The organism is Micrococcus sp. CH7 (assembly GCF_001595485.1).
GTDB lineage: Bacteria > Actinomycetota > Actinomycetes > Actinomycetales > Micrococcaceae > Micrococcus > Micrococcus luteus.
The window spans coordinates 167,016-179,531 of sequence record NZ_LOSQ01000008.1; the positions used below are offsets into that span (position 1 = coordinate 167,016).

14 protein-coding genes are annotated in these 12,516 nt (G+C 74.4%); 5 read left to right on the plus strand and 9 right to left on the minus strand.

Annotation, left to right across the window (positions count from 1 at the left end; all coding sequences use genetic code 11):
- Positions 1–24 precede the first annotated feature (24 nt).
- The 3 genes from AUV08_RS04200 to AUV08_RS04210 all read left to right on the plus strand — a co-directional run bounded on the left by AUV08_RS04200 (position 25) and on the right by AUV08_RS04210 (position 3,838).
- A complete protein-coding gene (locus AUV08_RS04200) occupies positions 25–1,590 on the plus strand; it encodes a TrkA C-terminal domain-containing protein (RefSeq protein ID WP_061873110.1) in 1,566 nt (521 codons plus the stop codon).
- Positions 1,591–1,656: 66 nt separating this feature from the next.
- Positions 1,657–2,838 (plus strand): AMP-binding protein, encoded by a 1,182-nt coding sequence (locus tag AUV08_RS04205; RefSeq protein ID WP_061867154.1) that lies wholly within the window; start codon positions 1,657–1,659, stop codon positions 2,836–2,838.
- A 127-nt stretch (positions 2,839–2,965) separates the two neighbouring features.
- A complete protein-coding gene (locus AUV08_RS04210) occupies positions 2,966–3,838 on the plus strand; it encodes a 1,4-dihydroxy-2-naphthoate polyprenyltransferase (protein ID WP_061867155.1) in 873 nt (290 codons plus the stop codon).
- Between the two features lie 48 nt (positions 3,839–3,886).
- Here AUV08_RS04210 and AUV08_RS04215 read toward each other — a convergent pair whose 3' ends face one another.
- Entirely contained in the window at positions 3,887–4,162 is a 276-nt protein-coding gene (locus AUV08_RS04215; RefSeq protein ID WP_041104037.1) for a DUF4229 domain-containing protein, read from the minus strand.
- 73 nt (positions 4,163–4,235) lie between these two features.
- On the opposite strand from AUV08_RS04215, the gene AUV08_RS04220 reads away from it, so the two are divergent.
- On the plus strand, positions 4,236–4,640 hold the full coding sequence (locus AUV08_RS04220) for a PLDc N-terminal domain-containing protein (RefSeq protein ID WP_036381004.1): 405 nt from the start codon (positions 4,236–4,238) through the stop codon (positions 4,638–4,640).
- A 15-nt stretch (positions 4,641–4,655) separates the two neighbouring features.
- Here AUV08_RS04220 and ccsB read toward each other — a convergent pair whose 3' ends face one another.
- The 5 genes from ccsB to AUV08_RS04245 all read right to left on the minus strand — a co-directional run bounded on the left by ccsB (position 4,656) and on the right by AUV08_RS04245 (position 9,655).
- Entirely contained in the window at positions 4,656–5,756 is a 1,101-nt protein-coding gene (gene ccsB, locus AUV08_RS04225) for a c-type cytochrome biogenesis protein CcsB (RefSeq protein WP_061867156.1), read from the minus strand.
- A 2-nt stretch (positions 5,757–5,758) separates the two neighbouring features.
- A complete protein-coding gene (locus AUV08_RS04230; RefSeq protein ID WP_061873111.1) occupies positions 5,759–7,456 on the minus strand; it encodes a cytochrome c biogenesis protein ResB in 1,698 nt (565 codons plus the stop codon).
- Complete coding sequence (locus AUV08_RS04235) at positions 7,453–8,208, minus strand: cytochrome c biogenesis CcdA family protein (protein ID WP_061867183.1); 756 nt, start codon at positions 8,206–8,208, stop codon at positions 7,453–7,455. The genes AUV08_RS04230 and AUV08_RS04235 overlap by 4 nt, the downstream gene beginning before the upstream one ends.
- Before the next feature lie 16 nt (positions 8,209–8,224).
- Positions 8,225–8,836 carry a TlpA disulfide reductase family protein gene (locus AUV08_RS04240; protein ID WP_061867158.1) on the minus strand — a complete coding sequence of 204 codons (612 nt, stop codon included), beginning with the start codon at positions 8,834–8,836 and terminating at the stop codon, positions 8,225–8,227.
- 144 nt (positions 8,837–8,980) lie between these two features.
- Positions 8,981–9,655, minus strand: coding sequence for a histidine phosphatase family protein (locus AUV08_RS04245; protein WP_036336891.1), 675 nt, complete (start codon positions 9,653–9,655; stop codon positions 8,981–8,983).
- Between the two features lie 125 nt (positions 9,656–9,780).
- Between AUV08_RS04245 and AUV08_RS04250 the strand changes: the two genes are divergently transcribed.
- Positions 9,781–10,521 (plus strand): hypothetical protein, encoded by a 741-nt coding sequence (locus AUV08_RS04250; protein WP_061867159.1) that lies wholly within the window; start codon positions 9,781–9,783, stop codon positions 10,519–10,521.
- 6 nt (positions 10,522–10,527) lie between these two features.
- Here the strand turns inward: AUV08_RS04250 and AUV08_RS04255 are convergent, their stop codons facing one another.
- From AUV08_RS04255 to AUV08_RS04260, 3 genes are all read right to left on the minus strand, one after another.
- Complete coding sequence (locus AUV08_RS04255) at positions 10,528–10,797, minus strand: glutaredoxin family protein (protein ID WP_061867160.1); 270 nt, start codon at positions 10,795–10,797, stop codon at positions 10,528–10,530.
- 95 nt (positions 10,798–10,892) lie between these two features.
- Complete coding sequence (locus AUV08_RS11745; protein WP_005504750.1) at positions 10,893–10,991, minus strand: 30S ribosomal protein bS22; 99 nt, start codon at positions 10,989–10,991, stop codon at positions 10,893–10,895.
- 163 nt (positions 10,992–11,154) lie between these two features.
- Entirely contained in the window at positions 11,155–12,408 is a 1,254-nt protein-coding gene (locus AUV08_RS04260) for an acetoin utilization protein AcuC (RefSeq protein WP_061867161.1), read from the minus strand.
- Positions 12,409–12,516: the final 108 nt, after the last annotated feature.

Sequence of the window (12,516 nt, forward strand, 5' to 3'; positions counted from 1 at the left end):
CCACGGCAGGACGGAGACCCGCCCATGCTCGCACTGCTCAACGACCAGCCCATCCTCGTCCTCATGGCCACGGTCGCCCTGGGCGCCGCCGTCGGCACCATCCCCCTGGGCAAGATCCGCCTCGGCGCCTCGGGAGCACTGTTCGTGGGCCTGCTCGTCGGGGCGGTGCTGCCCGACGTCGGCGACCGGCTGGCCCTGTTCCAGAGCTTCGGCCTGGCCCTGTTCGCCTACCTGATCGGGCTCGGCGCCGGCAAGGTGTTCTTCCGGGACCTGCGCGGCAACCTGCCCCTGATGCTGGCCGCCGTCGTCGTGGTGATCCTCACCGCCTTCACGGTGCACCCCCTGGCCGCGCTGCTCAACCTGGACCTGCCGACGGCGATCGGCGTGTGGACGGGTTCGCTCACCGCGACGCCGGCGATGGCGCTGGCGAACCAGCTCACCGGCGGGCAGGCCCCCGCCGTGGGCTACGGGCTGTCCTACCTGGTGGGCGTGGTCGGCACCATCATCGCGATCACCGTGCTCGCCGCCCGCCCGTGGAGCAGTTCCCCGCGCGATCCGGCGCCGGTGACCGACGGCAAGCTGCGCTTCACCGCCGCGGTCGCCACCTCCGCGCTCGCCGTGCGGGAGATCCCCGGGATCTCCGAGGGGCTGGTGCGCGTGGTGGCGCTGCGCCACGGCGGCGTGGCCCGGATCGCCGGCTCCGCCGACCGGATCGAACCCGGGGACGAGGTCGTCCTGGACGGCACGGAGAAGAACATCGACGCGGCCGTGCAGGCCTTCGGCCGCCGCACCGGCGCCGACCCGGCGCAGGTGATGAACCCGCTGCAGACCTCCATGGTCATCGTCACGGCCCGCGCCCTGGCCGACCGCCGCCTGGGCACGCTGTCCCTGCGCGAGCGCTTCGGCACCGACGTCGCCCGGCTGCGGCGGGACGACGTCGAGTCGCTGGCCACCCCGCAGACCGAGCTCAAGGTCGGCGACCGGGTGCTCATCGTGACCACCGCGCCGCGGATGGAGGCGGTGCGCGACTTCTTCGGCAACTCGACCCGGGGGCTCTCGAACCTGGACTGGATCTCCCTGGGCACGGGCATGGCGCTGGGCTACCTGCTGGGCATGGTGACGATCCCGCTTCCGGGCGGGGCCTCCTTCTCCCTCGGCCCGGCGGCCGGGTGCATCCTCGTCGGCCTCGCCCTCGGTGCGATCGGCCGAACGGGACCCACGGTGTGGGAGCCGTCCACGGAGATCGCGCTGACGCTGCGGCAGTTCGGCCTCATGCTCTTCCTGGGCGTGGTGGGCCTGGCCGCCGGCCCGGCGTTCATCGAGACGGTGTTCACCCGGGTCGGCGGGCTGGCCATCCTGATGTCCGCCGTGCTCACCGCGCTGACCGCGGCCCTGCTCATCGCCGCGGCACGGCTGCTGGGGCAGTCCGTGGATCGCACCTACGGGGCGCTGGCGGGCATCACGGGCCAGCCGGCGATCCTGGACTACGCGCTCTCCCGGTCCACCGACGCCCGCGTGACCGAGGGGTACGCCCAGCTGTTCGCGCTGATCATGGTGGTGAAGATCGCCACGGTGCCGTTCATGCTCTGACCGGCCGGGCGGATCCGGTCCACCGGGCGGGTCCGTCCGGTCGTCGGGCCTCCTACACTCGGGGCCATGCCCGCCACCGCCGATGCCCTCGCCCGCGCCACGGACGCCCTCGCCGCGGCCTTCGACGGCGGCGCCCCCGTCGAGCTGACCGAGGACGGCGCCGCGCTCCCCCGGCCCGAGGCCCGCGACCCGCGCCGCTGCGGTGCCCCGGACGCCGTCGCCGTGGTGCGCACCTCCGGGTCCACGGGCACGCCGAAGCAGATCGTCCTGACCGGCGCGGCCCTTGGCGCCTCGGCCGCGGCCACGGCCCGGCGGCTCGGCGGCGAGGGGGCGTGGCTGCTGGCCCTCGGCGTGCACTACGTGGCCGGGCTCGCCGTGCTCTCCCGCTCGATCGCGGCCGGGACCGCACCCGTGGCCCTGCCACCGGGCCCGTTCACGCCCGCGGCGTTCGCCACCGGGGCGGCCGCCCTGCCCGACGACGCCGGCCCCCGGCTCGTCTCGCTCGTCCCCACCCAGCTCGCCCGCCTCCTCGCGGCCGACGCCGACCCGGCCGGGCGGGCGGCCCTGCGCTCCTTCGACCGCGTGCTCGTGGGCGGCGCCCGGCTCGATCCCGCGCTGCGGGCCGCGGCCGAGGCGGCGGGGGTGCGCCTCACCGCCACCTACGGCATGGCCGAGACGTGCGGCGGCTGCGTCTACGACGGCGTGCCGCTGCCCGGCGTCGCCGTCGCGGTGGCCCCGGACGACCCCGACGCCACGCCGCGCGTGCGCCTGGCCGGGCCCATGGTGGCGGCCGGCTACCTCGACGACCCCGCCCGCACCGCCGCCCACTTCGTCCCCACCGCGGACGGCGCCCGCGCCTTCCTGACCGAGGACACGGGCGTGCTCTCCCCCACCGACGACGGCGGCGTGCGGCTGGCCGTGACCGGTCGCCTGGACGACGTCGTCATCACGGGCGGGGTGAAGGTGTCCGCGGCGGCGGTGACCGCGGTGCTCGAGGCGCACCCGGGCGTCGCGGCGGCCCACGTGGCCGGCGTGCCGGATCCCGAGTGGGGCGCCCGGCTGTGCGCCGCCGTCGTGCCCGCCGACCCGGCCGCGGCCCCCGACGAGGCCGTCCTGCGCGCCCACGTGCGCGCGGCGCTGGGTGCGGCCGCGGTGCCCAAGACGTGGCTCGTCCTCGACGCCCTGCCCCTGCTCTCGACCGGCAAGACGGACCGGCAGGCCCTGGCCGCCCGGTTCACCGCCGGCTGAGCGCCGCCCCGCCCGCGTGGGAGAATGACCCGGGCCCGGCCGACGTCGGGCCCCGGCCGCGCGCCGCCGTCGACCCGGCCCGCCGCGCGCCGCCGCCCACCCCGCTCCCCAGGAGGAACCCCCGCCCATGGCCGCCACGCTCTCCCAGTGGGTCGCCGCCGCGCGCCCGCGCACGCTGCCCATGGCGATCTCCCCCGTGATCGTCGGCTCGGCCGCCGCCGCGGAGCTCGGCTCCTTCCACCTCGGCGCGGCGCTGCTGGCCCTCGTGGTGTCGCTCGCGCTGCAGATCGGCGTGAACTACGCCAACGACTACTCGGACGGCATCCGCGGCACCGACGACGAGCGCGTCGGCCCCTTCCGGCTCACCGTCTCCGGGCTCGTGCCCGCGGCCCGGGTGAAGCAGGCGGCCTTCGCGTTCTTCGGCCTCGCCGGGCTGGCCGGCCTGGGGCTCATCCTGCTCTCGGGGCACTGGTGGTTCCTGCTGGTCGGCGTCGCCTGCGTGCTGGCCGCGTGGTTCTACACCGGCGGGAAGCGGCCGTACGGGTACCTCGGCCTCGGCGAGGTGTTCGTGTTCGTGTTCTTCGGGCTGGTGGCCGTCCTCGGCACCACGTACACCCAGGCCGACGCCGTCAGCGGCCTGGCCTGGGCCGGCGCGATCGGCTGCGGGCTGATCTCCACGGCCCTGCTCATGGCCAACAACATCCGGGACATCCCCACGGACCGCGAGGTCGGGAAGATGACGCTGGCCGCCCGCCTGGGCGACGGACCCGCGCGGGCGTCCTACGGCGTCATGCTGGCCGTCGCCCTGCTGCTGCCGCTGTTCTGGGTGGCGGTGCACCCGGGGCTGCTGCTCGTGCCGATCGGCGGCCTGCTCGCGATCCGGCCGATCCGCACGGTGCTGCGCGCCGACGACCGCCGGGCGCTGATCCCGGTGCTGCGCGCGACGGGCGTGATCGGGATCGTCTACGCGATCACGTTCACCCTCGGCGCGCTGCTCTGAGCCGCACGGGATGACGGCGGCGTCATCCGCCCCGTCGTCCCGCGGGGCTCACTCGCGGAACCGGCCCTCGGTGTAGGCGTCCTCGGCGTCCGCGTCGGCGGTCTCGGTGCGGCCCCGGCGGCCCGGGCGGCCCTCCCACGCGGCGGACAGGTCCTCGGTGGCCCCCGTGCGCAGGCGGTCGAGGAAGAGGTAGCTGACGGCGAACGCCAGGATCGTGGCGGCGATCACCGCGAAGATCATCCAGAGGTTCATCACGTAGTAGAACAGCGCCCACAGGGCGACGAAGAGGACCACGCGGACCAGACCGTAGAAGAAGATGCGCACCGGTCCATCCTACGAGGACGGACGCCCCGCCCGCCCGCCCGCCGATCCCACAGCCCGCGCCTAGACTGGAAGGATGGGCCGTTTCATCATCCCCGCCGCGATCATCCTCGCCGGACTGACCCTCTACGCGCTGTTCGAGGCGCTGCTGACCCCCGCCCGCGAGGTGCGCAGCCTGCCGAAGACGGCGTGGGTGGCGGTCATCGTGCTCGTGCCGCTCGTGGGGCCGCTGCTGTGGCTGCTGCTCGGGCGCGCCCGCCCGGCCGGCGCGGGCGGACGGGCCGCACCCCGGCCCTCCGGAGCCCCGGACGACGACGAGGCGTTCCTGCGCAGCCTGCGCGTGCAGCGCCGCCAGGACGCCCGTGAGCAGGACCTGGACCGCCGCGAGGCCGAGCTGCGCGCCCGCGAGGAGGAGCTGCGCCGTCGTCGGGAGCAGGGCGACGACGACGCCGACCCGGACGGCGACGGCCCGCGCGCCTGAGGGGCCCCGCCGGACTCAGCCGGGCAGACCCGCGTACGAGTGCAGGCCCGGGAAGTACGTGTTGACGATCGTGTAGTTGAACACGATGCACAGGAAGCCCACGATGCTCAGCCACGCGGCGCGGGCACCGGTCCAGCCGCGGGTGGCGCGAGCGTGCAGGTACGCCGCGTACACCACCCAGATCACGAAGGTCCAGACCTCCTTGGTGTCCCAGTTCCAGTAGCGGCCCCACGCGGCCTCGGCCCAGATGGCGCCGGCGATCAGCGTGAAGGTCCACATGACGAAGCCGACGGCGTTGAGGCGGTAGGACCAGTTCTCCAGCCCCTGCGCGGCCGGCACGAGGCGCAGGAACGCCCACGAGCGCTCGCCCGCCGCAACGCGCTTCTCCGCGCGGTCCTGCAGCAGCTGCAGCACGGACATCGCGGCGGTCAGCGCAAACAGCGAGCTGGCCAGCACGGCGATGGACACGTGGATGACGAGCCACGGCGTCTGCAGCGGCGGCTGGAGGTGGCCCACCGGCGTCGGGAAGCCCATGGTGGCCGCGCACATCATCGCCACGACGATGCCGGTGACGAACGTGCCCACGAAGCGCAGGTCCTTGCGGAAGAGGAACAGCAAGTAGACGGTCGTGATCACGAGCGCGCCCGTGGTCATGAACTCGTACAGGTTGCCCCACGGCACGCGGGAGGCGGCGAGGCCGCGGGCGACGACGGCGAACGCGTGCAGCGCCCAGCCGACGGCCAGCACGGCCACCGCCACGTTGGCGACCGGGCGGCGGCCGCCGCCCGTGTAGTCCATGTCCTCGTCCACGAGGGCGCCGTCCGCGTCGACGCCGCGCTCGGCGGCGCCGGTCGGACGGGCCGCGTCGGAGGCGCTCGCGCCGACCGCCGTGGACCCGCCGACGGCGGCCCCCACGGTCCCGCGGGCCGGAGCGGTGCGCACCTGCCCGCGCTGGGCCGCGAGGTCGGCCTCGAGGCGGCGGATGGTGGCCGAGGCGGTGGCCATGTCGATGGTGAACAGGATGAACGCCGCCGCGTACACGAGCGCGGCGATGAGCATGAAGAGGTCGCTGTACAGCGCCAGCTGCTCGTTCACGGGGGCCGTGGGGTTGAACACTGTCAGTCTCCTGATCGGGCGTCGGCGGGGCCGGCGGGGGTCTCGGGGGCGGTGGGGGTGGACTGGGGGGCGGCACCGGCCGCGGCGTCGTCGGCCGTCTCGGTGGCGGCGACGATGGGCCACCACTTCTCCATGGCGGCGCGCAGGGCCACGTGCTCCTCGTGGAGACCGAACTCCTCGCCGCGGGCGAGCAGCGCGTACTCCACGCGGGTGCGGCCGTCGTCGTCGGTGCGGGCACGCACCCACACGCGGCGGCGGCGGACGAACAGACTGATCGCCAGGCCGAGCAGGGCGGTGCCGGCGAACACGCCGACGCCCCACTTGCCCGGGTCGTAGTGGATGTCCAGGCCGACGTAGCGGCGGACGCCGTCGAAGCTGATGGAGCCCTTGCCCTCGGGCAGCTCGTACGTCTGGCCCGGGCTGAGCACGATGCCGCCGTTCTCGTTGGTGCGGCTGTTGAGCTCGGTGAGGGATGCGGTGTCCAGCACGTACACGTTCTGCGGGCGGCCGGTGTCCAGGCCGAGGTCCCCGTAGTACGAGTTCAGCTGCAGCTCCGGGTTGAGCAGCTCGGGGTCCGCGGAGAACGCGGCGCCTTCCTCGTCCTCCACCGCCGAGGGCAGGAAGAAGCCGACGAAGCCCAGCTGGTCCGGCCGCGCGTCGGGGACCTTGATGGTGGCCTGCGAGCCGTAGTTCTGGTCGAACACGCGGGTGACCACGGGGCCCTGGAAGGCCACGTCCCCGGCGCCGTCGCGGATGGTCACCACGGGCGCGTAGCCGTTGCCCACGAGGTAGACGCGCACGCCGTCGATGTCCAGCGGCTGGTTGACCTTGAGGATCTGGCGCTGGAGCTCGCCGCCGGAGCCCTCTCGGACCTCCATCACGGCGGTGTAGTCCAGCGGCTGGCCGTAGTGGGTCTCGGACTCGCGGTCGAACACGGCGTCGAAGGAGTCGAGGGTGAGGGAGAACGGCTGGAGGTCGTCCGCGCTGAAGTAGGTGCCGGGGGTGAAGGAGTCGTAGGCCACGAGGTTGTTGGCGAAGCCCTCGCCCTCCACGATGATCTTCTGCCCGCCGTACTTGGTCATGCCGCCGTAGGCCATGAACACGAGCACGCCGATCAGCGAGACGTGGAACAGGATGTTGCCGATCTCGCGCAGGTATCCGCGCTCGGCGCCCACGGACGCGCCGCCGGCCTCGGGGCGGTGCTCCACGCGGTAGCGGCGCTTGCGCAGCCACGCCTGGGCTCTGGCCACGGCCTCCTCGGGGCTCGGGCCGCCCTCCTCGAGGACGACGACGCCGGAGGCCGGCAGGCGCGTCAGGTTGCGGGGGGTGCGGGCCGGGGGCTGGCGCAGGGCCTTGGCGTGCTGGATGGCGCGCGGCCACACGCAGCCCACGAGGGAGACGAACAGCAGCAGGTAGATGGCCGAGAACCAGACGGAGTTGTAGACGTCGAAGAACTGCAGGGCGTCCAGGACGGGGCCCCACACGGGGTTGTCCTCGATCCACTGGTCCACGATCTCGGGGCCGGCACGGCGCTGGGGCACGAGGGAGCCGGGCACGGCGGCGACGGCGAGCAGGAGCAGCAGCATGAGCGCGGTGCTCATGCTGGTCAGCTGGGTCCAGATCCAGCGCAGGGTGCCCGCCAGGCCGAGGCGCGGCAGGGTGACGGGCTCGGAGCGCGTCCGGGCGGCCTTGGAGCTCACAGGGGCATCTCCCATTCGTTGGCGAACCACAGCTGCAGCTGCGTGGTCCAGGCGGTCCAGACGCCGGTGACCATGAGCAGGCCCAGCGCGATCAGCAGGGCGCCGCCGAGGCGCATGATCAGCACGCGGTGCCGGCGGAAGAACCCGAGGGCCCGCATGCCGCGCTCCATGCCGAGGGCCATGAGCACGAACGGCAGGCCCAGGCCGAGGCAGTAGAGGAAGGCGAGCAGGGCGCCGCGGCCCACGGAGCCGGAGCTGGCCGTGGACATGGCCAGGACGGCGGCCATGGTGGGGCCGATGCACGGCGCCCAGCCCAGGCCGAAGGTCATGCCCAGCAGGGGCGCGCCGACCAGGCCGGCGGCGGGCTTGAAGTGGACGCGGCGCTCCTGCTGAAGCCGGCCGCCGCCGCCGAGGAACACGAGGCCCATGAGCATCACGAGCACGCCGAGCACGGGGGTGACCCAGGCGCCGTCGCGCCCCAGCCAGACCATGGCCTGGGTGAACACCACGGTGATGCCCACGAACACCACGGCGAACCCGAGCACGAACAGCACGGAGCCGAGCACGAGGCGCCCGCGGCGGCGGCTGGTGAGCACGTCCCCGCCGAGGCCGGTGACGTACCCGAGGTAGCCGGGCACGAGCGGCAGCACGCACGGGGAGAGGAAGGAGATCAGGCCGGCCAGCACGGCGATCGGCGCGGCCAGCAGCAGGGAGCCGTCGAGGGCGATCTCGGCGAAGGGGTTGCTCTGCATGGACACGGCGGCCGGGTCAGGCCGCGGCCTCGTCCACCACGGTGGTGAGCAGGGCGCGCAGGGTGGACTCCTCCACGGCGCCGAGCACGCGGGCGGCCACGCGGCCCTCGACGTCCAGGACGAGGGTGGAGGGCACGGCCTGCGGGGGCACGTAGTCGGTCATGTTCAGGAGCACGTCCCCGCGGGCGTCCTCGATGGACGGGTAGGGGATCTCGAAGGTGCGCTCGAAGGCCTGCGCGGTGGTGACGGTGTCCCGGACGTTCACGCCGAGGAACCGCACCCCCTGCGGGGCGAACTGCTCGTGCAGGGAGACGAGGTGGGGGGCCTCGACGCGGCACGGCGCGCAGGCGGCGTACCAGAAGTTCAGCAGGGCGGGGGTGCCGCGCAGGCTCGCGCCGGTCACGGGGGTGCCGTCGAAGAGCTCGGCGGCGAACTCCACGGGGGCGCCGCGCTCGGCGGGGGCGATCTCCAGGACGGAGCCGTCGCCGGCGATGTAGTTCTTGCCGTCCGCGTTGCCGGCCTGCCGCGTCAGCGAGTCGTCCCCCGAGCACGCCGCGAGGACGGGCGCGAGGCCGAGCAGCGAGAGGCCGGTCAGCACGGTGCGACGGGACGGACGGGGGGTCTGCATGGCGGGCTGCCCTCCAGGGGACGCGCGGGGCTGGATTCCGGGTACCTGGGGAGTCTACTGTCCGCCCCGCATTCTGACTGAACCCTGGACGTCACACCCCCACCCCGTGGGAGGCTGCGGCCGGCGTCGTCGACGCCGGCCGTCTCAGGCGCCCGGCAGGGAGGAGGCGTCCTTGAGCAGGGCCTGGTTCGGCTCGTGGTACTCGACGCGCGGCACCCCGCGCCCCTCCTCGTACACGAGCGAGGTCACGGAGGTCAGCGAGCACTCGCGGCGGCGCGGGTCGTGCCACAGCGGACGGCCCTCGACGGCCAGGCGCGTCACCCAGATCGGCAGCTGGTGCGAGACGAGCACGGACTCGGCGCCGGGCCCGTCGGCGGCCACGGCCTCGCCGCGGAGCCGGTCGACGACGGCCAGCATCCGGGCGGCCTGCGCGCGGTACGGCTCGCCCCAGGACGGGCGCAGGGGATTGCGCAGCCGGGGCCACAGCCGCGGGTTCCGCTTCAGCGACGCCGCCACCTGGGACATGCCCTCGAAGGCGTTCTCCGCCTCGATCAGGTCGGGCTCGGTGACCAGCGGCAGGTCGAACGCGGCCGCGAGGGGCGCGGCGGTCTGCTGCGCGCGGGTCAGCGGGGAGGCGGCGACGACGGCGGGCGCCCGGCCGGTCTGCGCGGCGCGCTCCGCGAACCACGCGGCCACGCCCCGGGCCATCTCGTGGCCGAGCTCCGAGAGCCCGAACTCCGGCAGGCGGCCGTAGAGGACACGATCGGGGTTGTGGACTTCTCCGTGGCGGACCAGGTGGACGGTGGCGAGCGTCTGCATGGGGCCAGTCTGGCAGAGGCGGACCGGTGGCCCCGGCGGTAGCGTGGGGCACAGCTCGGCGCGACCGCGCCGCCACCCCCGTCCGCACCGAGACGCCGCGAGCGTCGGCGTCGCTAGGAGGCCCCATGTCCGGCACCTCGCCCACCGATCCCCACGGCAGCCAGAACCCGTACGGCACCGACCCCTACGGCGCCGCCCCGCAGGGGCCGACCCCGGGCTCCTCCGACCCGGCGGGCGCGAGCCCGTACGGCCAGGACCCCTACGGCGCACCGCCGGCGGCTCCGTACGGCGCCCCGGGCCAGGCGGGGATGCCCCAGGCCCCCTCCCCCCACGGCCCGGCCGGCTGGCAGTCTCCCGGCCCGGTTGAGCTGCCCCCGCGGCCGCGCTCCCTGACGGCCGCGTTCTGGCTGATCGTCTCGGGCGGCCTCCTGCTGCTGGCGACGACCCTGCTGGCGGCCTTCGCCATCACCCAGCCGGAGGGCCAGGCCGCGATCCAGCAGGAGCTGGACCGGTCCGTCGAGCGGATGGATCTGCCCGCCGACCAGGCGGAGCAGATGCGCGCCATGATGGACGGGATGCTCCCGACCCTCGCCACGACGGCGGCCGTGTTCGGCGTCCTCGCGTTCCTCGTCTACCTGTGGGTGGCGTTCGCGATCCGCGGCGGCTCGCGCGCCGCGCGCATCGTCGGAACGGTGCTGGCGTCCCTGTCCGTGCTGGTGCTGGTCTCCAACGCCGTGATGGGGGCGTTCAGCCCGCTGGACCTCGTGTGGGTGGGCCTCGGCGTCGCCGGCATCGTGCTCGCCTACCGCCCGGACGCCACGGAGTACATGCGGCTGAAGGCCTGGCAGCGCTTCGCGCGCCGCTGAGCCCGCTCAGGCCCGCGGGGCGTCCAGGAGCCGGCCCAGACGGGCCGGGTCCACGCGCCAGAAGTCGCGCTGGACGCCGTCGACGAACAGCACGGGCACCTCGTCCGCGAACCGCTCGAGCAGGGCCGGGTGCGCGGCGCCGTCGACGGCCTCCCAGGCCTCGCCCCGCGCGTCGCACACCTGCGCCACCGTGGCCTCGGCCTCGGCGCACAGGTGACAGCCGGGCTTCACGAGCAGCTGGACGCGGGCGGTGGTGGCGGGCAGATCGGCGGTCATGGCCCCACTCTACGGATCGCCGTCCACGACGAAGCCGCCGTCCCCCCGGAAGGGGACGGCGGCTTCGTCTCGTCAGCGCCCGGAGGGCGCGGGCGTCACTTCTTGTTGCGACGCTGGTGACGGGTCTTGCGAAGCAGCTTGCGGTGCTTCTTCTTCGACATGCGCTTGCGGCGCTTCTTGATCACAGATCCCATGGGGACTCCTTGAATCGGGGCGAGGGTCGGCGGTCGTGGGACCGCAGGCATCCGGGGCGCCGGACACGCCGACCCGCATTCCACCGGATGTGGAACGCCTGGAAACGTTCTCGGCCACAATACCGGCCGCACGGGCCCCGGTCGAACCGGGACGGGGACCGGCTCAGTCGAACCAGGGGTCCAGCCCGTGCAGCGGGAACACCTCGCGGCGCGTGGCCATGATCGACTGATCCACCGGGTCGGCCGGGTCGTAGCCCACCTCCCACGAGCGCCACCACACGTCCGCGTCCTCGCCCATCACGGTGGGGATCCGCTCGGCGTCGTCCCCCTCGTGCACGGTCATGTCCCCGGTCAGCTCGTCCGCGGTGAGGGCCCGGACGTGCTCGATCCAGGCGGCGGGGATCTCGCTCCTCACGGGGATCGGGGTCTGCAGGACGGCGGCGGTCAGGTGGGTCCACGCGCGCGGCACCACCCGCAGCGGGTTGTAGCCGCCGCCCCCGGTGGCCAGCCACCGGCCGTGCGCGAACCGGTCGGCCCAGTCGCCGACGTCGAACGCGAGCTGGCGCTGGCCGTCCACGCTCAGCCGCAGGTCGGCGAGCGGATCCGTGAGGTGGCCGTCGCAGCCGTGCTGGCTGACCAGCACGTCCGGGGCGAACGCCTGCAGCAGGGGCGGGACCACGGCGTGGGCGGTGCGCAGGAAGCCGGCGTCACCGGTGCGCGGGGGCAGCGCGACGTTCACCGCGGTGCCCTGCGCGGCCGAGCCGCCGATCTCGTTGGCGAAGCCCGTGCCCGGGAACAGGCTGATGCCCGTCTCGTGCAGGGAGATGGTGAGCACGCGGGGGTCGTCGTAGAAGATCGACTGCGTGCCGTCGCCGTGGTGCGCGTCCACGTCGACGTAGGCCACGCGCTCCGCGCCGAGGTCCAGCAGGCGCTGGATGGCCACGGCGCAGTCGTTGTAGATGCAGAACCCGGACGCCGAGGACCGGGCGGCGTGGTGCATGCCGCCGGCGAAGTTCACGGCGCGGTCCACCTCGCCGGACCAGATGGCCTCGGCCGCCGCGAGGGAGCCGCCCGCGATCCGGGCGGCGGACTCGTGCAGGTCCGGGAACACCGGACAGTCCTCGGTGCCCAGGCCGAAGCGGCCGTCCTCGGCCGACGACGTCTCCGCGGCCCGGCGCACGGCGGCGACGTACTCGGGGTCGTGGACGAGGGCGAGCTGCTCGTCCGTGGCCACGGGCGGCTCCACGATCCGCACGTGGGGAGCGTCCAGCAGGCCGAACGCCTCCACGAGCCGGTGCGTCAGGTCCAGCCGCAGGGGCGCCATCGGGTGCTCCGCGCTGAACCGGTAGCGGAGCAGGCTGGAGTCCCACACCACAGCGGCGGGGGTGGGAGCGGGAGGGGTGGACGTGGTGCTCATCACGGTCCAGCCTAGGGCTCCGGGCGGCACCGTGGCGACGATCGCCTCGGATGTCTCGCGCGCGTGACGCGCGGGCCACGGGGGCGCGCGATACTGGGAGCCGGTCCG

Coding starts and splice junctions, on each gene's coding strand:
- AUV08_RS04200 (WP_061873110.1), top strand. CDS start 25: ATGCTCGCACTGCTCAACGACCAGCCCATCCTCGTCCTCATGGCCACG.
- AUV08_RS04205 (WP_061867154.1), top strand. CDS start 1,657: ATGCCCGCCACCGCCGATGCCCTCGCCCGCGCCACGGACGCCCTCGCC.
- AUV08_RS04210 (WP_061867155.1), top strand. CDS start 2,966: ATGGCCGCCACGCTCTCCCAGTGGGTCGCCGCCGCGCGCCCGCGCACG.
- AUV08_RS04220 (WP_036381004.1), top strand. CDS start 4,236: ATGGGCCGTTTCATCATCCCCGCCGCGATCATCCTCGCCGGACTGACC.
- AUV08_RS04235 (WP_061867183.1), bottom strand. CDS start 8,208: ATGCAGAGCAACCCCTTCGCCGAGATCGCCCTCGACGGCTCCCTGCTG.
- AUV08_RS04240 (WP_061867158.1), bottom strand. CDS start 8,836: ATGCAGACCCCCCGTCCGTCCCGTCGCACCGTGCTGACCGGCCTCTCG.
- AUV08_RS04245 (WP_036336891.1), bottom strand. CDS start 9,655: ATGCAGACGCTCGCCACCGTCCACCTGGTCCGCCACGGAGAAGTCCAC.
- AUV08_RS04250 (WP_061867159.1), top strand. CDS start 9,781: ATGTCCGGCACCTCGCCCACCGATCCCCACGGCAGCCAGAACCCGTAC.
- AUV08_RS04255 (WP_061867160.1), bottom strand. CDS start 10,797: ATGACCGCCGATCTGCCCGCCACCACCGCCCGCGTCCAGCTGCTCGTG.
- AUV08_RS11745 (WP_005504750.1), bottom strand. CDS start 10,991: ATGGGATCTGTGATCAAGAAGCGCCGCAAGCGCATGTCGAAGAAGAAG.
- AUV08_RS04260 (WP_061867161.1), bottom strand. CDS start 12,408: ATGAGCACCACGTCCACCCCTCCCGCTCCCACCCCCGCCGCTGTGGTG.